The 22,303-nt window shown below is 72.3% G+C and carries 23 protein-coding genes and 1 pseudogene; 15 read left to right on the top strand and 9 right to left on the bottom strand.

The genetic code is table 11. From position 1 onward, the window contains the following. Nucleotides 1-54 precede the first annotated feature (54 nt). Nucleotides 55-843, bottom strand: coding sequence for an aldo/keto reductase (locus tag BGP73_RS18945; protein WP_374701169.1), 789 nt, complete (start codon nt 841-843; stop codon nt 55-57). 404 nt (nt 844-1,247) lie between these two features. Then, a complete protein-coding gene (locus BGP73_RS18940) occupies nt 1,248-1,733 on the bottom strand; it encodes an ATP-binding protein (protein ID WP_244501264.1) in 486 nt (161 codons plus the stop codon). 354 nt (nt 1,734-2,087) lie between these two features. On the opposite strand from BGP73_RS18940, the gene BGP73_RS18935 reads away from it, so the two are divergent. Both BGP73_RS18935 and BGP73_RS18930 read left to right on the top strand, forming a co-directional pair. Then, entirely contained in the window at nt 2,088-2,999 is a 912-nt protein-coding gene (locus BGP73_RS18935; protein ID WP_069816499.1) for a helix-turn-helix domain-containing protein, read from the top strand. A gap of 305 nt (nt 3,000-3,304) precedes the next feature. After that, a complete protein-coding gene (locus tag BGP73_RS18930; protein WP_079127674.1) occupies nt 3,305-4,726 on the top strand; it encodes a hypothetical protein in 1,422 nt (473 codons plus the stop codon). A 165-nt stretch (nt 4,727-4,891) separates the two neighbouring features. Here BGP73_RS18930 and BGP73_RS18925 read toward each other — a convergent pair whose 3' ends face one another. The 4 genes from BGP73_RS18925 to BGP73_RS23345 form a co-directional block, all read right to left on the bottom strand. After that, a complete protein-coding gene (locus BGP73_RS18925) occupies nt 4,892-5,368 on the bottom strand; it encodes a GtrA family protein (RefSeq protein WP_069816496.1) in 477 nt (158 codons plus the stop codon). A 298-nt stretch (nt 5,369-5,666) separates the two neighbouring features. Then, nucleotides 5,667-6,842 carry an amidase gene (locus tag BGP73_RS18920; RefSeq protein WP_069816494.1) on the bottom strand — a complete coding sequence of 392 codons (1,176 nt, stop codon included), beginning with the start codon at nt 6,840-6,842 and terminating at the stop codon, nt 5,667-5,669. 87 nt (nt 6,843-6,929) lie between these two features. Further along, complete coding sequence (locus BGP73_RS18915) at nt 6,930-7,676, bottom strand: SAM-dependent methyltransferase (protein WP_069816492.1); 747 nt, start codon at nt 7,674-7,676, stop codon at nt 6,930-6,932. A 92-nt stretch (nt 7,677-7,768) separates the two neighbouring features. Next, on the bottom strand, nt 7,769-8,356 hold the full coding sequence (locus tag BGP73_RS23345; protein WP_212732824.1) for a hypothetical protein: 588 nt from the start codon (nt 8,354-8,356) through the stop codon (nt 7,769-7,771). A 501-nt stretch (nt 8,357-8,857) separates the two neighbouring features. On the opposite strand from BGP73_RS23345, the gene BGP73_RS18905 reads away from it, so the two are divergent. The 3 genes and pseudogenes from BGP73_RS18905 (at nt 8,858) to BGP73_RS18895 (ending at nt 12,412) form a co-directional block, all read left to right on the top strand. Then, nucleotides 8,858-9,688 carry a helix-turn-helix domain-containing protein gene (locus BGP73_RS18905; RefSeq protein WP_374701168.1) on the top strand — a complete coding sequence of 277 codons (831 nt, stop codon included), beginning with the start codon at nt 8,858-8,860 and terminating at the stop codon, nt 9,686-9,688. Nucleotides 9,689-9,852: 164 nt separating this feature from the next. Next, a complete protein-coding gene (locus BGP73_RS18900; RefSeq protein WP_244501263.1) occupies nt 9,853-10,671 on the top strand; it encodes an SAM-dependent methyltransferase in 819 nt (272 codons plus the stop codon). Between the two features lie 209 nt (nt 10,672-10,880). Beyond that, nucleotides 10,881-12,412: pseudogene (locus BGP73_RS18895) on the top strand (MFS transporter). Nucleotides 12,413-12,444: 32 nt separating this feature from the next. Here BGP73_RS18895 and BGP73_RS18890 read toward each other — a convergent pair. Next, nucleotides 12,445-13,050: an LAETG motif-containing sortase-dependent surface protein gene (locus BGP73_RS18890; protein ID WP_079127673.1), complete on the bottom strand. Its 606-nt coding sequence runs from the start codon at nt 13,048-13,050 to the stop codon at nt 12,445-12,447. Nucleotides 13,051-13,325: 275 nt separating this feature from the next. On the opposite strand from BGP73_RS18890, the gene BGP73_RS18885 reads away from it, so the two are divergent. Next, nucleotides 13,326-14,120, top strand: coding sequence for a uracil-DNA glycosylase (locus BGP73_RS18885; RefSeq protein ID WP_069816483.1), 795 nt, complete (start codon nt 13,326-13,328; stop codon nt 14,118-14,120). A 195-nt stretch (nt 14,121-14,315) separates the two neighbouring features. Here BGP73_RS18885 and BGP73_RS23785 read toward each other — a convergent pair whose 3' ends face one another. Next, a complete protein-coding gene (locus tag BGP73_RS23785; protein WP_280138192.1) occupies nt 14,316-14,444 on the bottom strand; it encodes a hypothetical protein in 129 nt (42 codons plus the stop codon). Between the two features lie 202 nt (nt 14,445-14,646). On the opposite strand from BGP73_RS23785, the gene BGP73_RS18880 reads away from it, so the two are divergent. Beyond that, nucleotides 14,647-15,387 (top strand): Mut7-C RNAse domain-containing protein, encoded by a 741-nt coding sequence (locus BGP73_RS18880; protein ID WP_069816480.1) that lies wholly within the window; start codon nt 14,647-14,649, stop codon nt 15,385-15,387. Nucleotides 15,388-15,495: 108 nt separating this feature from the next. Here the strand turns inward: BGP73_RS18880 and BGP73_RS18875 are convergent, their stop codons facing one another. Continuing rightward, nucleotides 15,496-16,662 (bottom strand): 5-methyltetrahydropteroyltriglutamate--homocysteine S-methyltransferase, encoded by a 1,167-nt coding sequence (locus BGP73_RS18875; protein ID WP_069816477.1) that lies wholly within the window; start codon nt 16,660-16,662, stop codon nt 15,496-15,498. Between the two features lie 346 nt (nt 16,663-17,008). Between BGP73_RS18875 and BGP73_RS18870 the strand changes: the two genes are divergently transcribed. From BGP73_RS18870 to BGP73_RS18835, 8 genes are all read left to right on the top strand, one after another. After that, nucleotides 17,009-17,992, top strand: coding sequence for an SDR family NAD(P)-dependent oxidoreductase (locus BGP73_RS18870; RefSeq protein WP_069816474.1), 984 nt, complete (start codon nt 17,009-17,011; stop codon nt 17,990-17,992). Nucleotides 17,993-18,022: 30 nt separating this feature from the next. Next, complete coding sequence (gene eno / locus BGP73_RS18865) at nt 18,023-19,297, top strand: phosphopyruvate hydratase (RefSeq protein WP_069816469.1); 1,275 nt, start codon at nt 18,023-18,025, stop codon at nt 19,295-19,297. Nucleotides 19,298-19,529: 232 nt separating this feature from the next. Continuing rightward, nucleotides 19,530-20,015 (top strand): fluoride efflux transporter FluC, encoded by a 486-nt coding sequence (locus tag BGP73_RS18860; protein WP_374701167.1) that lies wholly within the window; start codon nt 19,530-19,532, stop codon nt 20,013-20,015. Next, nucleotides 20,012-20,359: a DUF190 domain-containing protein gene (locus BGP73_RS18855; RefSeq protein WP_069816459.1), complete on the top strand. Its 348-nt coding sequence runs from the start codon at nt 20,012-20,014 to the stop codon at nt 20,357-20,359. The genes BGP73_RS18860 and BGP73_RS18855 overlap by 4 nt, the downstream gene beginning before the upstream one ends. Continuing rightward, nucleotides 20,356-20,730 (top strand): fluoride efflux transporter CrcB, encoded by a 375-nt coding sequence (gene crcB / locus BGP73_RS18850; protein WP_069816457.1) that lies wholly within the window; start codon nt 20,356-20,358, stop codon nt 20,728-20,730. Before BGP73_RS18855 ends, crcB begins: the two co-directional genes overlap by 4 nt. 248 nt (nt 20,731-20,978) lie before the next feature. Beyond that, a complete protein-coding gene (locus BGP73_RS22315) occupies nt 20,979-21,185 on the top strand; it encodes a DUF2180 family protein (RefSeq protein ID WP_079127672.1) in 207 nt (68 codons plus the stop codon). Between the two features lie 149 nt (nt 21,186-21,334). Beyond that, nucleotides 21,335-21,619 carry a DUF211 domain-containing protein gene (locus BGP73_RS18840; protein ID WP_069816454.1) on the top strand — a complete coding sequence of 95 codons (285 nt, stop codon included), beginning with the start codon at nt 21,335-21,337 and terminating at the stop codon, nt 21,617-21,619. Beyond that, nucleotides 21,616-22,161, top strand: a complete 546-nt coding sequence (locus tag BGP73_RS18835; protein WP_170837883.1) for a hypothetical protein — start codon at nt 21,616-21,618, stop codon at nt 22,159-22,161. Before BGP73_RS18840 ends, BGP73_RS18835 begins: the two co-directional genes overlap by 4 nt. Nucleotides 22,162-22,303 lie beyond the last annotated feature (142 nt).

The raw sequence follows: 22,303 nt of genomic DNA, 5'->3' as shown, positions 1-22,303 counted from the left end.
GCCCGCCGGCCGCCTACCGGCCCGGTGCCGCCGGCTGACGAAGTGACGCGTCCTTCAGAACTCCTCGTGGTGCTCGGGGTCGCCGCCGAGGCGGCGCTGCGGGCGGGCCGAGACGAGCGCCAGTTCGTCGGGGGTGAGCGTGAAACCGAAGACGTCCAGGTTGCTGCGGCGGCGCTGCGGGTCGCCGGACTTGGGAATCGGCACCGCGCCCAGCTGCACGTGCCACCGGAGGATCACCTGAGCCGGGGTGACGCCGTGCGACTCGGCCAGGGCGGTGACGCCCGGATCGTCCAGGAGGGAGCTGCCCCGGCCGAGCGGGCTCCAGCTCTGGGTGATGATGTCCTTCGCGGTGTGGAACTCCCGGAGCTCCGGCTGGGCGAGGAGCGGGTGCAGCTCGATCTGGTTGACCGCGGGAAGGACACCGGTCTCCAGCTCGAGGCGCTCGATCTGCTCCTGGGTGAAGTTGGAGACGCCGACGGATCGGATCAGACCGTCGTCGCGGAGCTTCAGCATCGCCCGCCAGGAGTCGACGTACCTGTCCTGGCGGGGCAGCGGCCAGTGGATGAGGTAGAGGTCGACGTACTCCAGGCCGAGCCGGGCGCGGGACTCCTCGAAGGAGGCCAGGGTCTCCTCGTAACCGTGGTGGCGACCGGGGAGCTTCGTGGTCACCCGGATGTCCTCCCGGGCCACCCCGGAACGGGCGACGCCGCGACCGACACCGGTCTCGTTGCCGTAGTTGGCGGCGGTGTCGATCAGTCGGTAGCCGGTGCCCAGGGCATCGGCCACCGCTTCCTCGGCGACGCCGTCCGGCAGCGGGTAGGTGCCCAGGCCCAGGGCCGGCATTGTACGGCCGTCGTTGAGCGTGCGCTGCGGAACTGTGGTCACCGCTACTTCTCCCTCATAGGTCTTTCGGGCGTCGGCAGGCGCCCGCTACGGCCCTGCCGGGCGGCGGCCCCGTCACGGGGCGGTTCCGTACCGCTACCGCGGCCCGGCGGTATCACGCCCTCGGGCGGCGCCTCGTGCGAGCGCGAACGTTAATCACCATGGCATGCCACCGCGTCCGGCGCCTGTGCGGCACCGTTCGCGGAGCAGCCGTTCCGTCGGGGCGGAGCAGCGGGGGAGAGCCGTGCTCTCGGCTGCGTCGCCGATGTCACCGCACCCGGCAGCGCCGGGACCGGACGGGGTTCGTCCATCGCGCGGAGCGAATCGGCCGGCGGCTGTCGAGGCGGTCCGCCGCTGCGGCCGGGTCACTTGGACGAGGAAACCGCCGCCCACACCGCCTTGCCCGCGGGGTTCGGGGTGGTCCACCCCCACGACTCGCTGAGCGAGTCGATGATGTGCAGTCCCCGGCCCGACTGTGCCAGGTAGTCGGGGCTGCGCAGCACCGGAACGTTACTGCTGAGGTCGCAGACCGCGCAGAGCACGGTCTGCCCCCGGTGCAGGAGGCCCAGCCGGACCGGCCTCGGTGGCACGGCCGCCTGATCGCCGTTCCGTGCGGTGTCCGCCAGCCCGTAGCGCAGGGCGTTGCTCAACAGTTCGGAGACGATCAGGGCCACGTTGTCCACCAGCGGGCCCATCTGCCAGCCGCTGAGGGTGGACCGGGTGAACCTGCGGGCCTCGCCGGCGGCCTGCTTGTCAGCGCTGAGCGAACACGCCGCGAACCCCGTGGTCCTGACTCCGCCGGCGTCCGGCGGAAGGATCTCACGCGCGGCTCGAGCCAGCCAGTGGCTCACGGACCTGCCGGATACGACGTCATCTACTGAACCGGCGGGATGTGCAGTCATCGCGATCTCCGTGGAGCCTCTCGGCAGTCGTCACGAACGGGCCATCCGGCACCACTATTCCCTGCTCGGCGCTCGTGCTGCAAGCGCATCTGCAATTACATTCGTGAGCACATCAGTAAGTACAGATGCACGTGCACAGGTGTTTGACTGGCTGTCGGACGTATGTCCGAAACGGCGCCGGGGCGGGCGTGTCGACGATACGGATGCCCGTCGCCGACGCGACAGCCGATCGAGGCGCCCGGCGCCACGGCCGGACGCGAGTGCGAGACTGACCCCGACCCAAGCCCACCCACGGGAGCCCGATTGAGCGCCACGACGCGACCCGACAGCCAACTGCCCGTCAGCCGCTACCTGGAGCGGGAGTGGACGGGGCCGACGGCCCTGCGGATCGTACTCGGCGCTCAGCTCCGCCGGCTGCGCCAGCGGTCCGGGATCAGCCGGCAGGCCGCCGGCGAACGGATCCGTGGATCCCACACGAAGATCAGCCGTCTCGAACTGGGCCAGGTGAGCTTCAAGGAGCGCGACCTGGAGGACCTGCTGAGCCTCTACGGCGTGGTCGACGGCGCGGAGCGCGCCGGCTACCTGGCGCTGGCCCGCCGGGCCAACGTTCCCGGCTGGTGGCACCCCTACAGCGATGTGCTCGAGGACTGGTTCGAGCTGCACATCGGACTGGAGGGGGCCGCCTCGAGCATCGGCACCTACGAAGTCCAGTTCCTGCCCGGCCTGCTGCAGACGGAGGCCTACGCCCAGGCCGTGACCCGACTGGGGCATCCGACTGCTTCACTCGAAGAGGTGAACCGTCGGGTCGAGTTGCGCATGGCCCGTCAGGAGGCGCTGAGACGCGGCGGCGGACCCCGGCTCTGGGCCGTGGTGGACGAGGCCGTGCTGCGCCGTCCGTTCGGCGGCGCCGCCGTGATGAAGGCCCAACTTGAGCACCTTCTGGAGATGTCACGCTCCTCCAACGTGACCTTGCAGGTCGCCCCGTTCAGCGCCGGGGACCCCGCTGCGGCCGGATGTCCCATCACCATCCTCCGGTTCGACGAGCACGACCTTCCGGACCTCGTCTACCTGGAGCAGCTGACCGGTGCGGTCTACCTGGACAAGGAGGGCGACCTGCTGCGGTACTCCTCGATCATGGAGCGACTCCGGGCGGAGTCCGAACCCCCCGCGGCCACCGAGGAGTTCCTGCAGGGCCTGCTGAGCCGCCTCGGCTGATCGCCGTCCTCGTCGTCCCGGCCGTGCAGCGGTGGTCCGGCCCCCACCGACCACCTCCGCCGGATCTTCAGGGCCACGGCCGGCCGCCGACCCCTCCGACGGTGAATTCGCTGCTCCGGATGGCCCAGTCCGAGAGCTGCCGCCGGTCGGCACGGATGAGGGTGGAGGCCAGACGCCGTCACCTCCGCCGGCGTGGACGCCCGAGAGGTCCCCCTATGCAGGAACGGCTGTCCCCCGATCCCCGGACAGCGCCGCAGCATGACGTGCGGCTGGAGACGTCCCGTACGCCTCGTACCGTCCCCTGGTTGGTCATTCTGTGCGTGGTCTTCGTCGCGCTGCAGTGCCTGCTGGTGGTGCCGGGGACGGGGCTCGGCTGGGACGAGAGCATCTACACCAGCCAGGTCAGCAGGGACCTGCCCACCGCCTTCCTCAGCGCTCCACGCGCCCGCGGGATCTCCTACCTGGTGGCGCCGATCGCCGCGTTCACCTCCTCGGCGACCGCGCTCCGGATCTACCTGGCGGTCCTCTCCGGACCCGGGCTCTTCCTGGCGCTGTCGGCCTGGCGGAGGCTGCTGCCGGTCGGGGTGCTCGCCGCCGCGGGGGCGCTGTTCAGCACATTGTGGATCACGCTGTACTACGCGCCGCAGGTGATGCCCAACGTCTGGACGGCCTTCGGTGCGCTGGCGGCCACCGGCTGTTTCCTGCGCGCCGCGGGCGACCGCACAGACCGCAAGGCACTTGCGGGTATGGCGGCGGGGATCGCGGTGGTGGCGCTGATGCGCCCGCCCGACGCGGTGTGGCTCGCGGTGGGGCTCGGGATTCTGAGTCTGGCGGTCCGGCGTTGGCGCCGTCCGGCGATCCTGCTGGTCATCCTGGCCGGTGTGGTTGCCGGATCCCTCGAATGGGTGGTGGAAGCGTACACGCACTACGGGGGGCTGTCCGCCCGCCTGCACCGCGCCAGCGAGATCCAGGGCGGTATGGGATGGCATATGGCCGTGGACGACCAGGTGCGCAGCCTGGACGGTCGGGTGCTGTGCCGGCCGTGCGACGTGCCCTGGCGGGACCCCGTCACCGCGGTGTGGTGGTTCCTCCTCCCGCTGGTGGTGGCGGCCGGCAGCGTGGTGGCGGTCCGCAGCCGGAGGGCCGCCACCGTGGTGGTGCCGATCGTGGTCGCCGGCGCGATGGCGGTGCCCTACCTGTTCCTGATCGACTACGCCGCCCCGCGTTTCCTGCTGCCCACCTATGCGTTGCTCGCGCTGCCCGCCGCCGACTGCCTGCGGCGGCTGGTCAGCGGTTCGGCCGGCCGTCTGCGACCGCTGGGGGCCCTGGCGGTGGTCGCCGTGCTCACCGGGCACCTCGCCGTCCAGTACGGGGTGCTGAACCGGGTCACCGAGGGCAACCGGCACATGCGCCGGGAGTACCAGAAGGTCGCGGCCCAACTGCACACGCTCGGCCTGCGGCCGCCCTGCCTGATCTCGGGTCACATGGACGTCCGCATCTCGGTGTACACCGGCTGCGTCACCCGGGAGACCGCCGGGGCGGACACCAGCATCACCCCCGCCGGGGTGGTGGCCGCCGCCCGCCGTCTGCCGGTGGGCGTCATGGTCGCGCCGCATGACCGGCCGCCGGCCTACGCCCGCTCCTGGCGTGAGGTGACCCTCACGAAGTCCAGCCGTTTCCGGGGCCACCGCGTCTACCTGCCGCCGGCTCAGCACCGGAGTCGCTGAGTCCCGCCCGCCTCGTTCCGAGGCGTCCCGAGTTCTCCGCCGGACGCACGTCGACCGCCAGCCTCGCCGCGTTGCCGCATGACCGGGATGTGCTCGTGCGACGCGATGGCGGAAGGAGGTGCCGCGGCCGGTCTCGGGCCCCCGCGAAGAGTCGAAGGAGACGCCTCAGCCGCGCCGGTCCGCCTGCCGTGCGCCCGGCACGGTGAAGACCCAGGTGCGGTAGGACCAGAAGCGGAAGAGCGTGGCGACTCCGACCCCGGTGAACTTGAAGACGTTGGTCTCCAACGACGAGTAGCGGTGGAGCCAGTCGGTCGCGGCGTACACCACGCCGTTCTCGATACCCAGGCCCGCCACGCTGAACAGGAAGAAAAGGGTGAACTCCCGGGCGTGGCCGTGGCCGGCGCGGTGGCGGTAGGCGTAGTAGCGCAGCCCCAGGTAGTTGAAGACGATGGCGGCGACGGTGGCGATGATGCTGCACCGCAGCACCGAGAGGGCGGAGATCGAGCGCAGTAGGTTGAACACCGCGAAGTTGACGCCGATCCCCAGCCCGCCGACCGCGCCGAACTTCGCGATCTCACGGGCCAGCGCCGCGGCCTTTCCGCTCTTCGCATCGGTCTTCGTGCCGCTCTCCGTGGGGTACACCGCCTTCGGCCGAGCTCGGAAGGGGACTGGGAAGAATGGCAGACTTCCCTGCCATCAGTCATACGATATGCCCGTAAGGGGGATTTGTCTGATCCAGAGGTGGTCGAAGCGTTCCCGCGGAACCGGCGGTGGCCTCCCGCTGTGGAAGGCGTGTGCCCCGGCGGAGCGCGCGGTGGTGATGTGACGGCGGTGGTGCGGACTCCGTTCCGCCGCGGGCGAGGGGTCCCCGCCCGTCCCGATGGTCCGGGTCCCGCGTCCTCTGGACTCGGCCGCTCCCCGACGGGGGAGCGGTGGAACCTCAGTGCGGCGCGGTGATCTGTTCGGCCGCGGCGGCCACGGCCAGCAGATCGGCCTCCCGGCCATGTCGGGCGACCAGTTGGAGGCCCACCGGCTCCCCGGCGGCCGTGCAGCCGGCGGGGATACTGACGGCCGGGTGGCCGGTGATGTTGAACGCCCAGGTCAACGCGGTGTTGATGGTGCTGCCCGGCCCCTGGTGGCCGTGCGGTGGGTGGGGGGTGGTGGGGGTGGCCAGAAGGTCGACTCCGGTGAACGCGCCGTCGAGCGCCCGGTGCAGAGAAGGACTGCCGCTCCCCGGCTCCGGGGCGGGGCGATCGGAGGTCCGCCCCCGCCGGGCGTACCAGCATTCCGCCGGGTCGGGCAGCCGGACGGGAGCGTCGCTCCGGACGACGGCCCGGGCGCGGGCGAGCCTGTCCAGGAAGGCGCTGGCCGGTTCGGCCACCCGGTCGAGGGTGTCGGCGAAGCCGAGCGTCGCGGACCACGCGGTGCGCAGCGGCCGGGCGGGCCGTGCGAGGTACGGGCCGAGCGCCGTGCCGGCGAGGGCGTCGAGGTAGACGGCGGCATCGCGGGCGTAGCGGGCGAGCGGTCCCGCGACGTTCAGCCCGGCGCGGTCCCGGGCGGGCACCCGCCCGTTGGTGGGTTTCAGGCCGGTGATCGCGCACCAGGCGGCGGGGATGCGTACGGACCCGGCGCCGTCGCTACCGGTGGCCAGCGGCACCATGCCGGCGGCCACCGCCGCGGCCGAGCCGGCCGAGGAACCGCCCGGGCTCCACTGCTTCCCACGGGGGTTGAGCGTGGGGCCGCGGTCGGTGGCGCCCCAGGTCTGCCACGGGGTGCCCCGGCCCGGGGTGGCGGTGGCTCCGACCGGGACGCAGCCGGCCCGCAGCAGCCTCACCGACTGGTGCGAATCGCGGCCCTCGGTCCTCTTGACCCCCAGGGGCACCCCCGCCAACGGCAGGTGCTCACCTGCCCGCACCTGACGATCCACCTCGGCGGCCCGGGCCATCGCCTGTTCGGGCCACACCTCGGTGAACGCCCGAACGGCCGGGTCGTCCCGGGCGATGCGGGCGAGCGCCGCCAGGACGGTTTCATGCGCCGAGAGATCGCCCGAACCCACCGCGGCGGCGATCCGCCGGGCGGACAGCCGCCCGTACTCCTCGATCCCCAGAACGGTCACCGCCGCCTCTCCCGATGGCCGGAGCCGCCGGCCTCCCGCCCGCCCCGGTGCGGCCCGACTCCAAGCGGAGCGGGCGGCTCCGACGGCTCAGCTCCCCGGTGTCGCACGGAGTAGCACCGTGAGGAAGCCGAGGGTGCCGCGGTAGCCGCGCAACCAGGCGGTGCGATGCTCGGCGGCGGCCTCCAGGGCCGTCGCGCCCTCGGGTGAGCAGTCGTGCTCCAGGGCCCAGCGGGAGAGCGATCCGGTCCAGGACCACTCGTAGTCGTCCCACTCCTCGATGGTGCTGATGTGCCCGTAGGTCGGCGTCCAGCCGTCAGCCGTGATCGTCTCCACGGTCGTTGCGAGGTCGGTGTAGTCGTCGGAGCGGAACCCCGCGTCGAGGCAGCGCTGATCCGGATCCCGTTCCCAGAAGCCGTCGCCGACGAGCGCCGCGCCGCCCGGGGCGAGGTGGCGGCGGACCGCCCGGAGGGTGGGCAGCAGCCCACCGAAGGCATGGGCGGCCCCGACGCACAGCACCAGGTCGTACCCGCCGTCCGCAGGGAACTCCCCAGCGTCCTGGGCGTGGAGGGTGATCCGGTCGTCCAGGCCCTCGTCGGCCAACCGCAGGCGGGCCTGGGCGACGGTGGCGGCGTCGATGTCCACACCGTCGGCCCGGAGTGCGGGGCGCTGCCGCAGGGCCCGGGACAGCCAGGTCGCCTCAGCGCAACCGAGATCGAGGACGCGGCCCTCGGCCGGTAGCGCCCGCTCCAGGAGTCGCGCGACCGAGCCGTCGCTGAGCGGGGCGGCGACCGGATGGTCGGCGTGGGCAAGGGCACTGATCTGTCGGCGTTCCATGGCGCGACACCCTGTCACCCCGATTCGGCCCGTGCCAGCGAAATTCGGCACTCCGGCCGGGGCTGAGCCGGGCCGCGCTGTCGGTACCGGGCTCAGCCCCGGCCGGAGTGTGAGCTGGTGGCGCCCGACCCCACCGGCGGGGTACGTCCGGTCGCGTGGCGGCGCGGCGGTCCGTCCACCGCCGGAGCCTCCTGCCGCCCCCTGCCGACCGCGGACCAGACCGGCGGCACCCCGGCGATGGCGCAGACCGCGATGTACAGCAGGATCGGATGCGTGTACGGGACCGCGTCCTCGGGCCAGTGCACCAGCCGACGGCCCGGGGTGTCCGGGACCGGCTTCCCCCGGTACGGGACGGTCACCATGGCGCGCGGGGAGTACCGCACGATGGAGGGCCAGTGGACTCCGATGTCCGAGCCCTCCGGCACCACCAGACCCCATCGGCCATCGCCTGAGAAGACACAACCGGTGCGCGGCAGGCTCGCCAGCACCGCCTGCCCGGTGGCCTCCGACATCTCGACGGCGTCACACGGCAGCCCCGCCGGGAGAGTGGACGGAAGCCGCAGCGCCCCTCGACCCCCGAGACGGGGCGCGCACGCCGTGCCCGCCGCCCGGTTCAAGGTCGGCGGAGCCCCCTGCTGCGGGGAGGCGGTGAGGGGGCCGTGGTCTGCGAACGGGCTCATGCCGGCCGTCCTTCGTGGCTGGAGCGGGTCGCCCTGCCCGGCCGTCCCGGGCGCCGCGGTGGTCTCAGGGAGCCACGGGCCGCCGGGGCCGATCTCTGGCCGGGATGCTCGTGGACGGGAGCGGTGGTGAGTTCCGTCGAGGCGGAGGGGGCCATGTCTGTCGCCTTTCCTTCGCGGTCCCCGCGCCTCCGGCACGGCGTGGCTGACCGCGGCGGATGCTCAGGGGCCTGTGAACGCGGCGGAAGCCGACCGCCGCCGGCTGGCGGCCGCACTCGGCCGTTCCCGCTGATGGTGATGCTGCGTCACCGCAGCAACATCCTGCGTTACTGTCCACAACTATGATGACTGCCAGAGACAGGTCGCAAGCGCTAAATTGAAAATTGCAGGCTGTCATTTTTCTTGATCGCGACATGGCACACTACGGGGGTACGAAAGCCTGAGCGGGGAGGCAGGGCAGTGGCGGCCGACAGTGGCTGGGGCGGGGCTCCCACCGTTCTGCGGATGGTCCTCGGCCGCCAGCTCGAGGAGTTGCGGACCCGTGCCGGCCTCTCCTACGACCAGGCGGCCCAGGCCATCGACGTCAGCCACTCGACCATCCGCCGGATGGAGGCGGCCAAAGTGGCCCGGCTCCGGGTGCCGGTCATCGAGAAGCTGCTGCGCACCTACGGGGTGGCCGACCGGAACGAGATCGCCACCTTCCTGCAACTCGTCCGTGAGGCGAACAAACACGGTTGGTGGCACACCTACCGCGATGTGATGCCGGACTGGTTCGGCGCCTATCTGAGCCTGGAGCAGGCCGCACTCCACGTCCGCGCCTACGAGGGGCAGTTCGTCCACGGGCTGCTGCAGACCGAGGAGTACGCGCGCGCCCTCGTCCTGGCGGCCAACCCGCACGCGCCGACCGAGGCCACCGAGCGCCGGGTCGCGTTGGGCATGAAACGCCAGGAGGTGCTGCACCGTCCGGACCCCCCGCTGCTGTGGGTGGTGATGGACGAGACGGTCCTGCGGTGGCCGGTCGGCGGCGCCAGAGTGATGCGCGCCCAGATCGATCACCTGCTCGAGGTCGCCGAGCTGCCGCACGTCAAACTCCAGATCATGCCGTTCGCCAACGGCCCCCACCCGGCGACGCCGGCCGGTACCTTCCAACTCCTCAGGTTCCGGCTCCCCGAACTGCCCGACGTCGTCTACGTCAGCGGCCTGATCGGGGCCGTCTACCTCGACAAGCCGGACGACGTCTTCGACTACCGCGAGGCGCTGGACCGGCTCTGCGCCCAGGCCGCGCAGGAGAAGCGGACCAAGAGCCTGCTCGCCGCCGTGCGCGAGGACCTGTGACGGTGCGGTCCCGACCGCACCGCGGGGAGCGGCACCGGGCCCGTCCGCCCGCAGCACCGCGCGAGACCGCCGGCCCGGCGCCGGCCACTGCCGTCCGCATCCGGCCGGGTTCGCCCGGACGGGTGCGGAGCGTCCTGACACAACGACCGATGGGAGGGGCGGCGTTGCCAGAGAACGGATGGCCTGCCGACCGAATCGACACCGAGAACGCACACTCGGCCCGTATCTACGACTACATCCTCGGAGGTAGGGACTACTACCGCGCGGACCGGGAGGCCGGGGAGGCGATGGCCCGGGAGTGGCCGGCGCTGCCGATCCACATGCGGGCCAACCGGGACTTCATGCACCGCGCCGTCCGCTACCTCGCGGAGGAGGCCGGGGTCCGGCAGTTCCTCGACATCGGCACCGGGATTCCCACCTCACCCAACCTCCACGAGATCGCCCAGGAGGTGGCCCCCGAGTCCCGCGTGGTCTACGTCGACAACGACCCGATCGTGCTCACCCTCTCCCAGGGGCTGCTCTCCAGCACCTCGCAGGGCAGGACGGCCTACATCGAGGCCGACATGCGGGATCCGGCCACCATCCTGAGGGCTCCCGAGTTCCGTGAGACCCTCGACCTCGACCGCCCCGTGGCGCTGACCGTCATCGCCATCGTGCACTTCGTCCTCGACGAGGACGACGCGGTGGGCATCGTCCGGCGCCTGATGGAACCGCTGCCCGTCGGCAGCTACCTCGCCATGTCCATCGGCACCGCCGACTTCGCCCCCGACGAGGTGGGCAGGGTGGCCCGGGAGTACGCCGCCCGGAACATGCCGATGCGGCTGCGTACCCGCGCCGAGGCCGAGGAGTTCTTCACGGGCATGGAGCTGTCCGAGCCCGGCATAACGCAGGTCCACCACTGGCGTCCGGACGGTTCGCAGGACGGGACGATCCGGGACGAGGACATCGCGATGTACGGGGCGGTGGCCCGCAAGACCGGCTGACCCGGGGGCCGCGGTCGAACAACCGGGGTGGCCGGGCCGCCGCAGGGCCGGCCACCCCGGAGGCCGACGAGTCCGGCCCGGCGGTGGACCGCGGCCGCCGGAGGAGGGGCGATCGGGCGAGTCCGGCCCGCCACCCATAGTCTTCAAAGAACTGATCAAGGCTGTCGGACGGGCCGGCCGTAGTGGGTGCGCCGGCGAGAGGAAGCTCTGTGGGCCAGACGACACCCCCCGCCGAACCCTCCTTCACCCCGGACCCCAACCGGTGGAAGGCGCTCGGGGTCTGCCTGGTGGCCGGGTTCATGACGCTGCTCGACGTCTCCATCGTCAACGTGGCGCTGCCCTCCATCCGGGACGGGCTCCACGCCTCCGAGAGCGACCTCCAGTGGGTGCTGTCCGGCTACGCCCTCACCTTCGGCCTCATGCTGGTGCCGGCGGGACGGATCGGCGACGCCCGTGGCCGACGCATGATGTTCATGACCGGTCTGGTGCTGTTCACGACGGCGAGCGTGCTGTGCGGGGCGGCGCAGACGGCGCTCTGGCTGGTACTCGCCCGCTTCTTCCAGGGGCTGGCCGGCGGAGTGATGACTCCGCAGGTCACCGCGCTCATCCAGCAGATGTTCCGGGGAGCCGAGCGGGGACGCGCCTTCGGTGCCTACGGCACGGTCATCGGCATCTCCACCGCGGTCGGTCCGGTGCTCGGCGGGCTGATCATCCAACTCTTCGGAGCCACGCACGGCTGGCGGTGGATCTTCTTCGTCAACGCGCCGATCGGGATCGGCGCCCTGCTGGCGGCCCGCGTCCTGCTACCGGGACCGGACAGCCGGCCGAAGGCCTGCCGGCAGGACCTCGACCCGGTCGGGATCGTACTGCTGGGCACCGCGGTCACCCTGTTCCTGCTGCCGCTGGTCGAAGTACGCCAGTGGAGCGGAGCCGTCAAGTGGCTGCTGGTGCCGGTGGGGGCCGTTCTGCTCGTGCTGTTCGTCCGCTGGGAGAAGCGCCATGCCAGGCGTGCCGCGCCACTGGTCGACCTGGGGCTGTTCCGGGAACGGACCTACAGCCTCGGCGCGTTGATCATGCTCTTCTACTTCGCGGGGTTCACCTCGATCTTCTTCGTCTTCACCCTCTACCTCCAGTCCGGGTTGGGGTACAGCGCCCTGCTCGCCGGGCTGGCGACCACCCCCTTCGCCCTCGGATCTGCCGCCGCGGCATCGGTCGGTGGCCGTACCGTGAGCCGGTTCGGGCGTCCGCTGGTGGTGGTGGGGCTGGTCATGGTGGCGACCGGCCTGGCGGGGGTCGTCTTCGCCGTCTTCCAGGTGCCGGGGCGCGGCGCGGGCTGGGCGGCGGTGGCTCCGCTGCTGCTGGCCGGCCTCGGCAGCGGACTGGTCATCGCGCCCAACCAGACGCTTACCCTGGCCCGGGTGCCACCGGCGCAGGGCGGGAGCGCCGGCGGGGTACTGCAGACCGGTCAGCGGATGGGGTCGGCGATGGGTATCGCCGCCGTGGGGAGCGTCTTCTTCTCCACCCTGGCCTCCACCGGCGGGAGCGACTGGGCCGCTGCCCTCCGCCGTGGCCTGGGGGTCTCCGTGGTCTTCGTACTGCTGGCCCTCGCGGTCGCCGTCGTCGATCTGCGGGTGCGTCACGCGGCGGGCGGGGACGTCGGCCCGTCCGGTTGACGCGGGCACCCTTCGGCTCGTCAGCGGTGTGTGGCGCGGAGGGAAGCGGAGACCCGGCGGCCGGTTAGGGCCGCCGGGCTTTGCACCGGGTGCCGGTCCGTCAGCGCTGGGCGGCCCGGCGCTTCCGGGTGGCGACGAGGATGCCGCCGCCGGCGAGCAGGGCCGCGGCGGCCACACCGGCGATGATCGGGGTGGCGCTGGAGCTGCCGGTCTCCGCGAGATCGGACGAGCCGCCCTGGGGCGCGGGGGCGGCGCTGGGGGTGGAGGTGGCGGGCGGTGCCTCGGTGGTGGGCTCCGCGGGCGGCGGGGTGGACTCCGACACCGTGGGGCTGGGAGCCGGGGTGTCGTCCTCACACACCGGTGCGGTCTTGGTCTCGTCGAGCGAGAAACGCTCGCCGTCCCCGGCTTTGACCACGAGGCGGACGTCCAGCTCGGCGTGGTGCTCCGGCAGGGTGAGCTGCTGGTGGAACTCCCGGCCGAACGTCTCGGCCGACAGCAACTCCTCGTCGCCCGCCGTGACGCTCACGGTGTTGGTGACACCCCCGTTGTAGGCGGTCAGGTCGATGCTCACCTCGGAGCAGGTCACCGACCACCTGGGGGTGTGCGCCGACGCCGGAACGGCGCTCAGCCCGACAGCGAGCAGGCCCGCGGCCGAGGCCGTTATCAGGGCACCGGGCCGCAGCCGGGAACTTCTTCGTACGGACATAGGTCCTCCGTACACGCACTGACGTCCTGTCAGTGCGCGGTCGATTGGAGTGTTAGCGCGATGGAGAGTACTCCTGTCCCGTCCGGGCTGAGCAGCCGTCCCGCCGTTCAACGCCTCGCCCGGGGCGCGAACGCGCCGGTCGGCGGCTCCCATCACGTAACGTCTGGACGGCGGTGGTGACGGACGCGCCGCCCTCGAACCCCACCCGGCCACTGCGGCCGGGCAGTCGGCCAGCCCGGATGACGCCGGCCCGGACCCCGCAGCGAGGAGGCCGTATGCACCACCGTCAGGCCGGGAGCAGCGGACCGGGCCGGCGCGGCGGCACCGAGCAGCCGGACTTCCCGGCGCGGTCCGCGCCCGGGGCGACCGACCTCGCCGGAGTGGACTCCCGGGTCGTCCGCTGCCGGGCCTGCCCCCGGCTGGTGGCCTGGCGCGAGGAGGTGGCCCGGGTCAAGCGGAAGGCGTTCCAGGACTGGACGTACTGGGCCCGGCCGGTCCCAGGCCTCGGGCCGCCGGACGCCAGACTCGCCGTGGTGGGGCTGGCACCCGCCGCACACGGGGGCAACCGCACCGGCCGCATCTTCACCGGGGACCCTTCCGGCGACGCACTCTACGCCGCGCTGTACGACATCGGGCTCGCCTCCCAACCGGTCGTCGAACACCGGGACGACGGCCTGCGGTTGCACGGGGTGCGGATCACCGTCCCCGTCCACTGCGCACCCCCGGAGAACCGGCCCAGCCGGGAGGAGCGGGACACCTGCCGGCCCTGGCTGGCGCGCGAGCTGGAACTGCTGCGGCCCACACTGGTGGCGATCGTCGCGCTCGGCGGCTTCGCCTGGCAGGCGCTCCTCCCCGTGCTGAGCCGGGCCGGCTGGCAGGTCCCCAGCCCACGGCCGGCCTTCGGGCACGCGACGGAGGTGCTGCTCGGCGACGCCTGCGGCGAGCGGCAGCTCCGGCTGATCGGCTGCTACCACCCCAGTCAGCGCAACATGTTCACCGGCACCCTGACCGCCGAGATGCTCCGCGGTACCTTGCGGCACGCCGCTGAACTGGCCGGGCTGCTGGCCTGACCGCCCCCACACCGTCGCCACCGCCCCCATCATCGAGGGGCCGCGCGGCGCCGCCTGCCTCCCGCTGTTCGGCGTCTGCTGCCTGCTGACGTTCCTCGACGGCCCGACGGTGCCGAGAGTGAGCCACCTGCAGCCATCTGCGTCCTGTGCTTCGGCGCCCTGACGCTGGGCTTCGCCCACGCCTACGGCCACCTGCTACCCGATCGCGATCCGCACCAACGGGGGAGCGGGGGCCTCGTCCGTCGCGAAAATCGGGGCGATGTCTGCGCCCTGGCTGGGCGGTGTGCCGATGAGCACCGGCCTCGGCGAGTAGGGGGCTTTCACCGTCTTCGCCCTCCCCCCGCTCGCCGTGGTCCTGCCGCCGGCGTTGGGCGGCGCCCAGCTGCGGATGCCGGCGGTCGCCGAGGGGCGTTGGCCGACCAGGCGAGAGGCGCCGCCGGAAACCCGGACCGGTCACTGGCGGAGCCTGAAGCCCGTCCCGGCTCTCCGCCTGATCCCTCCGGACGGCCGGTGGCATGCTGGCGATGTGAACCGACCGGAGATCCGCCTCAGTCTCGCCCCGGAACTGCGCTTCTTCGTGCAGTCCGACCGCCGCCGGGCATCGGCGGCGGTGCCCGTCGACGGAACCTCCAGCCTCGGACACGTCGTCGAGTCGCTCGGCGTTCCGCTCACCGAGGTCGGAGAGCTGCTCGTCGACGGGCGGGAGGCGCCGGTCTCGTTCGTTCCCACCGGGGACGAGGCGGTGGAGGTGCGGCCGGTCGCACGACCCCAGCGGGTGCCCGGCGCACCGCTGCGGTTCCTGCTCGACGTGCACCTGGGAACGCTGGCCCGGCGGCTGCGGCTGCTCGGAGTCGACGCCGCTTACGACAGCGAGGACGCCGGCGACCCCGCGCTCGCCCGGCTGTCGGCGGCCGAGCGGCGGGTGCTGCTCTCCCGGGACCGGGGGCTGCTCCACCGGCGGGAGATCTGGTCCGGGGCCTACGTCCACAGCCACCGTCCGGACGAACAGCTGCGGGACGTGCTGGACAGGTTCCGTCCGGCACTGGCTCCCTGGACCCGGTGCACCGCCTGCAACGGTCTGCTGGAGGACAGCGACAAGGAGACGGTGCGGCAGCGGCTGGAGAGCGGCACCGAGCGCACCTACGACGTCTTCGCCCAGTGCCGCTCCTGCGGGCGGGTGTACTGGCGGGGAGCACACCACGCGCGGCTGGAGGAGATCGTCCGGACCGCGGTACGGGACTTCGGAGCGGGGAGCGGTCGCGGGTGACCGGCTGAGGGGCGCTCGGCCCGCCAGCCTCGCGGGCGGCCGATCCGGGGCGTCGGACGTGGCCTCCGGAAGGAGCCGGGGATCCGGCTCCTTCCGGAGGAGGCGGCGTCAGGCGCTGCCCCAGACCTCCTCGGCGGTCTCCACGATGAGCCGGAGCTTGGCCAGCTGGTCGTCCGCGGTCAGGTTGTTGCCCTCCAGCGTGGACGAGAAGCCGCACTGAGGGGAGAGGCTCAGCTGGTCGAGGTCGACGTACCGGGCCGCCTCGTCGATGCGCCGCTTGAGCGCGTCCTTGCTCTCCAGCTCGGGGCCCTTGGTGGTCACCAGACCGAGGACCACCTGCTTCCCCTTCGGGACGAACCGCAGCGGTTCGAAGCCACCGGACCGCTCGTCGTCGTACTCCAGGAAGAAGCCGTCCACGTCCAACCCGTTGAACAGCGACTCCGCGACGAAGTCGTATCCGCCGGACGCCACCCAGGAGGAGGCGAAGTTGCCCCGGCACAGGTGGGTGGTCACCCGCAGGTCGGCCGGCCGGTCGGCGAGCGCGCGGTTGATGTGGGCGATGTACGTCTCGTGCTGGCGCTCCGGGTCGCCTCCGATCGCCGCCACGTGCCGGCGCTGCTCGGGGTCGTTGAGGTAGGCCAGACTCGTGTCGTCGAGCTGGAGGTAGCGGCATCCCAGCTCGTACACACCGCGTACCTGGGCGGCGTAGGCATCCGTGAGGTCGCTCCAGAAGGCGTCCATCTCGGGGTAGACCGACTCGTCCACGGCGGATCGCCCGCCCCGGTAGTGGACCATGCTCGGCGAGGGGATGGTCAGTTTCGGGGTTATCCCATCGGCGACGGAGTCCCTCAGGAAGGTGAAGGCCTCCCCGAAGATCGTCTGCTCCAGCCGGACCCGGTCGGAGACGTGGGCCGAGGGCGGGGTGAACTCCAGATCACCGTCCGCGTTGTGGAACCGGACGCTGAGATTCTTGTCCTCGACCTTGGTGACACCGCCGAGGGCGTAGATGAAGTCCATGTGCCAGGAGGCGCGCCGCAGCTCCCCGTCGGTCGCCCCGCGCAGCCCGGCCTCCCGCTGCATCGCCACGGCCGCGCGCACCGCCTCGTCCTCGACGGCGGTCAGCTCGGCCGCGTCGATGCGTCCGGCGGCGTGGTCCTCACGGGCACGCTTCAGCTCCGGCGGCCGCAACAGACTTCCCACATGGTCCGCCCGGAAGGGGGGAAGCGGGTGAGAGGCGGCCTTCGAGGAGGGTGTGGTCGCCGACTCTGCCGTCATGGAAGATGTCCCTTCTTCGGATGGTGTGAGAACAGCCTGCTCCGGAATGGTCCATTCCTCAACCATGCAGGTCGGCCGCGGTAGGGGCGGAGTCCGATACCAGCCACCGCAACTCCGCGGTCCCGACGGTCCCCGACGCCACGGGCCGGCGCATACGAGGATCCCGACGGCAGCCACGGGCCGCCGGGACGGCCGTCCCGGCGCCAGGCTTCCTGCCGGGACGAGGTCCATCGTGCCACCCCCCTCAGCAGCCGGTTACGCCGGTTGACGGTGCCCGGGATGAGGAGCGGACAGGACGGGGGGAGCCTGGAGACCACCCCGCCGTCGAACCACCACAGGAGCAGCGATGCAGGAGCACGTCGGCTCGGAGCCGCCTCCCGGCCCGCCGGTAGCACTCGTCAGCGGCGGATCCCGCGGCCTGGGACTCGCCGTGGCCAGGGAGCTGGCCGGTCGCGGCTACCGGCTGGCGATCTGCGCCCGGGACGGGCAGGAACTCGGACGGGCCTGCCACGACCTGCTCGGACGAGGTGCGGAGGTACTCGCACACACCGCCGACCTCACCGAACCCGGAGCCCCGGAGGAGTTCGTCACCGCTGCCCGCCAGCGCTTCGGACGCATCGACTGGCTGGTCAACAACGCGGGCATCATCCAGGTGGGGCCCATGAGCGCCATGCGCGAGGACGATTTCCGCGCGGCCATGGAAGTGATGTTCTTCGCTCCGCTGGCCCTGGTACGCGCCGTGCTGCCGGTGATGCGCGCCCAGGGCGACGGCAGGATCGTGACCGTCACCTCGATCGGCGGCAAGGTCGCCGCACCCCACCTGCTGCCGTACGTCTGCGCCAAGTTCGCCGCGGTGGGCCTGGGGGAGGGCCTGCACGCCGAACTCGCCGGCACCGGCATCAGCGCCACCACCGTGGTACCCGGGCTGATGCGCACCGGATCGGACCGCCGCGCCCTCTTCCGCGGCCGGGAGGAGCGCGAGTACGCCTGGTTCTCCACCGCGGCCGCGCTCCCCGTGCTGTCCGCCGACGCCGACCGGGCGGCCCGCGCCATCGTCCGCGCCGGCCTGCTCCGCCGCTCCGAGGTGACCGTCGGACTGCCGGCCGCGCTCCTCTCCCGCGCCGCGGGGCTGGCCCCGGGCCTGTCGGCCCGCGCCTGCGGTTTGGTCGCGCGCGCCCTGCCCAGGACGGATTCCGCGGCCACCGAGCGGGAGCCGCTGGAAGGCCACCGCGCTGCCGGCCGGCTCGGCGGGCGGGTCCGCTGGATCGAGCGCGCTGTCACCGCGCTCAACAACCGGGCGGCCCGCCGCCTCAACGAAGAGCCCGGCTGAGGGCTCGCAAACAGCCGGAGCGACCCTGCGATGACCCTGCGCATCAGCCATCTGCACGCCGTGGAGATCCTGGACTCCCGGGCCAGACCGACCCTCGCCGTGACCCTCGCCACCCCCGAGGGCGTACAGGTCCGTGCCGCCGTACCCGCCGGGGCCTCGACGGGCTCACGAGAGGCGGTGGAGTCGCGCGACCGTGAGCGCGACCGGTACCAGGGGCAGGGCGTGCTGCGGGCCGTCGGCCACGTCAACGGTGAGATCGCCCGGGAGCTGGTCGGTCGGAGCTTCCCCACCGCCGCCGCGGTGGACGCCGAGCTGATCGCGCTGGACGGCACCGAGAACAAGACCCGGCTGGGCGCCAACGCGATCGTCGGAGTCTCCCTCGCCGCCACCCGTGCCGAGGCCGCCCAGCGCGGGCAGCAGCTCTGGCAGTTCCTCGCCGAGCTCTCCGGCACGGCCCCGCGACTGCCGGTGCCGCACTTCAACGTGGTCAACGGGGGAGCGCACGCCGCCAACGCCCTCGACTTCCAGGAGTTCATGCTCGCCCCCCTCGGCGCTCCGAGCATGGCCGAGGCGGTACGGGCCGCCTCGGAGGTCTACACCCGGCTCAAGGCCCGGCTCGCCGCCGCCGGCCACACCGTCTCGCTCGGGGACGAGGGCGGGTTCGCGCCCGCGCTGGAGCGCCCGGAAGAGGTCCTGGGCGAACTGGTGGCAGCCATCGAGGACGCCGGGTACACACCGGGCCGCGACGGTGTGGCCATCGCCCTGGACCCGGCCGCCAACGAGTTCCGCGCCGACGGCCACTACCGGGTCGCCGGTGCGGAGCTCAGCTCAGACCAGCTCATCGACCGCTACGAGGAGATCATCGACCGGTTCCCGGTGTGGAGCGTCGAGGACGGGCTCGCCGAAGACGACTGGGAGGGGTGGAGCCGGCTCACCGCACGGCTCGGCCCGCGCGCTCAGGTCATGGGCGACGACATCTTCGTCACCAACCCGGCGATCCTCCGGCGGGCCGTCGAGAGCGGCATCGGGAACGCAGCCCTGATCAAGGTCAACCAGATCGGCACCGTCTCCCAGACCCTGGAAGCCGTTCGAGTCTGCCGGGAGGCCGGCTACCGGCAGATGGTCTCCCACCGCTCCGGGGAGACCGACGACACCTTCATCGCCGACCTGGCCGTCGGCATCGGATGCGGCCAGATCAAGTCGGGCGCACCGGCGCGGGGGGAGCGGGTCGCGAAGTACAACCGGCTCCTGGAGATCGACGACGCGACCGCGGACTCCCTGCCGTACGGGGTCGCCGTGAGATGACCCGGTCGGCCTGCCGGCGACGGGCGGTCGCCACCGCTTCGGCAGCGCCGCTGCCCGCTCCGGCCGGGCGGACCGGGCACGACCGCGTTAAGCTGGCCGCGCGGCCGTGCCCAGGCCGCACGGCGGTGGGGCCCGCCGTACCCGAACCGCGGCGCGGCCGCCGCCAACGGTCCCTACTTGTGATGACGCGTCATGCCCCCAGGCATGCCCGCCCCAGCGAGTAGGAGAGCACATGGGAGAGTCACCGCCCCCCATGGTCAACGAACCCACCGACCCCGACGTCGATCTCCGTCTGCCGCCGCGGCGCCCCGGGCGCCGACACGGTCAGCTCCCCATCGTCGTCGCGGTCGCGGTCGGCGGTGCCGTGGGAGCAGCCGCCCGGTACGGGGCGGCGCTGCTGTGGCCCACCGCGACCGGTGCCTTCCCATGGACGACCCTGCTGGTGAACGTGGTCGGCTGTGCCGTCATCGGCGTCTTCATGGTGGTCATTACCGAGCTGTGGACCCCGCACCCGCTGCTGCGCCCCTTCTTCGGCACCGGGGTCCTGGGCGGGTTCACCACCTTCTCCACCTACGCCGTCGACATCCAGCGTCTGCTCAGCGGCGGACACCTCCGCACCGGGCTCGGCTACCTCGCCCTCACACTGGCGGCGGCGCTCGGCGCGGTGTGGGTGAGCGCGGCCCTCACCCGTCGCGTCATCTCCGGGAGGCAGCCGTGAAACTCACCGGTAGGGCACAGCGCCTGACCATCCTCATCGGGGAGAACGACTCCTGGCGCCACAAGCCGCTGTCCGCCGAGATCGTGCACCGCGCCCACGCCGCCGGACTTCCGGGCGCCTCCGTCTTCCGGGGCATCGAGGGGTTCGGCGCGTCGTCGATGATCCACACCCAACGGCTGCTGTCGCTGAGCGAGGACCTCCCGGTAGCCGTGGTGATCATCGACTCGCACGAGCGGATCCAGGCGTTCCTCGGGCAGTTGGACGAATTGCTGGTGGAGGCCCTGGTCGTCCTCGACGACTGCGAGGTCATCCGCTACACCGCCGAGGGAGGAGACGGGCAGTGAACTGGCTCCTGGTGATCGTCGGTGCCATGGTCGGAGCGCCACTGCGCTACCTCACCGACCGAGCCGTGCAGAGGAGGCACGACACGCTGTTCCCCTGGGGGACCCTCACCGTCAACCTCCTCGGCTGCCTGGTGTTCGGCCTGCTCCTCGGGGCGGCCGAAGGGGGGAGCGTCTCCCCGGAGCTCCGACTCCTGATCGGCACCGGATTCTGCGGTGCGCTGACCACGTACTCGACGTTCTCCTACGAGACGCTGCGCCTGGCCGAGGAAGGAGCCGGCCTCTTCGCGGCGGCCAACGTGGCGGCCGGTGTGCTGCTCGGGTTGGGGGCCGCCTTCGCCGGTGTGGCCGGTGCCCAGGCGCTGTGGAGCTGAGTGTGTGCGGAGAACGTCTGGGGAGAGGAGGGAACGCCGGGACACCGCCCGTTGCGTTGCCCGACCGCCCGCACCACGCGGATTCACCGCCGCTCCGGCCGGCGAAACCGCCCGACCCGCCCGCCAACCGGACCGCCCGCGGAGCAGCCCGCCGCAGCGGCGCCCGGTGTCGCCCCGCACACCGCACCCCGCCACAGGGCCGCGGGGCAGCCCCACGCCTGTCACCTCCGGAAAGGACGGACCTTCCCTTGGACTGCTACGAGTGCCACATCGGCGACCGGCGGACCACCGCCGTCGCCGTCTGCCGCAACTGCGGCGCCGCGCTCTGCCCGTCCCATCTCCACAGCCGGCCGCAGGTCCCGCACCGAGTCCGCGGCACCGGCCCGACCACCGGACCCCCGGCCGCCCGCCGCATCCTCTGCCCGACCTGTTCGGCAGCCGAAAGCACCCCCTGAAGGCCGACCGCCGTGACCGGCGGTCGGAGGCGGCCCGAGCCGCCGGTCACGGCGGTCGTCCGGTCAGCCACCCGGTCGGTGTACTTCCGCCGCACCACCGGACCGACCACCGCCGCCCGAGCCGTCACCACGACCACGAGGAGCGCGAAATGCCCATCCGCAGGTTGGTGCTCGACATCGACAAGACCGTCGCCGAACCCCGTCTGGTGGACCTCGCTCGGGCCATCGAGGAGTCCCCGGGGGTCCGGGCGGTGAACATCAGTGTCACCGAGATCGACATCGAGACGGTCGGTACGGACGTCACCGTCGAGGGCGAGGACATCGACGTCGAAGTGCTGACGAGGAACATCGAACGCACCGGGGCCGTGGTGCACAGTGTGGACGAGGTGGTCGCCGGGGACTACACGCTCGAGCACACGCCGCGATCACGGTGATCGACGCGGCTCGACGGCTGGCGGGCCAGACGCGGCTGCCGACCGTCCTCGGCCTGACCGACGGGCTCCTCAACGCCCTCACACTCGCCAGCTCCTCCCTGCTGGGCACCGGATCCCCCGCCACCCTCTCGCTCGCCGCCCGGGTCGGCTGCGTAGCCCTGGTGACCTCGGCGTTCACCATGTTTGTAGCCGACTACGCCGAGCAGCGAGCGCACCTGGTCCGCGCCGCCAAAGAGCTCAACCTGATCAGCCGGGGACATCTCGCCACCACCCGGCTGGGCCAGTTGGCGGCCATGCGCTCCACCCGGGCCATGGCCGTGGCGGCGGTCTCCAGCTTCGTGGGCGCGGGTCTTCCCCTGCTCCTGGGGGTGCTGATCCCCGGCCCCTCCTGGATCGTGATCCTGCTGGCCATCGCGGCCCTCTCGGCGCTGGGAGCCTCCCTCGCCCACGCCTTCCAGGGGCGTAAGGGACGGTGGGCCCTGGCGATGGGCTGCGGGGCGGTGGCCGTCACCTGGATCGGGGACATCCTGCACATCACCTGAGAAACACCCGGCAGGCCGAGGCTCCCGGCAACCGTGACCGTCGTACGGCAACCTACGCCCAGGAGCGGAGGCCGCGAGGGCCACCGTCCCCGGGACCGCAGAGCGGCCGCAGCGGACCGTCCGGGCCGCGCAATCGGTGAAG

Origin of the sequence: Streptomyces sp. TP-A0874, assembly GCF_001748085.1 — a bacterium.
GTDB lineage: Bacteria > Actinomycetota > Actinomycetes > Streptomycetales > Streptomycetaceae > Streptomyces.
The sequence above is the reverse complement of the archived record's forward strand: the minus strand, read 5'-3'. Positions and strand labels throughout refer to the sequence as shown.

Coding starts and splice junctions, on each gene's coding strand:
- BGP73_RS18945 (WP_374701169.1), bottom strand. CDS start 843: ATGCCGGCCCTGGGCCTGGGCACCTACCCGCTGCCGGACGGCGTCGCC.
- BGP73_RS18915 (WP_069816492.1), bottom strand. CDS start 7,676: ATGGAACGCCGACAGATCAGTGCCCTTGCCCACGCCGACCATCCGGTC.
- BGP73_RS23345 (WP_212732824.1), bottom strand. CDS start 8,356: ATGAGCCCGTTCGCAGACCACGGCCCCCTCACCGCCTCCCCGCAGCAG.
- BGP73_RS18905 (WP_374701168.1), top strand. CDS start 8,858: ATGGTCCTCGGCCGCCAGCTCGAGGAGTTGCGGACCCGTGCCGGCCTC.
- BGP73_RS18890 (WP_079127673.1), bottom strand. CDS start 13,050: ATGTCCGTACGAAGAAGTTCCCGGCTGCGGCCCGGTGCCCTGATAACG.
- BGP73_RS18885 (WP_069816483.1), top strand. CDS start 13,326: ATGCACCACCGTCAGGCCGGGAGCAGCGGACCGGGCCGGCGCGGCGGC.
- BGP73_RS18875 (WP_069816477.1), bottom strand. CDS start 16,662: ATGACGGCAGAGTCGGCGACCACACCCTCCTCGAAGGCCGCCTCTCAC.
- BGP73_RS18870 (WP_069816474.1), top strand. CDS start 17,009: ATGCAGGAGCACGTCGGCTCGGAGCCGCCTCCCGGCCCGCCGGTAGCA.
- eno (WP_069816469.1), top strand. CDS start 18,023: ATGACCCTGCGCATCAGCCATCTGCACGCCGTGGAGATCCTGGACTCC.
- BGP73_RS18860 (WP_374701167.1), top strand. CDS start 19,530: ATGGGAGAGTCACCGCCCCCCATGGTCAACGAACCCACCGACCCCGAC.
- BGP73_RS18840 (WP_069816454.1), top strand. CDS start 21,335: ATGCCCATCCGCAGGTTGGTGCTCGACATCGACAAGACCGTCGCCGAA.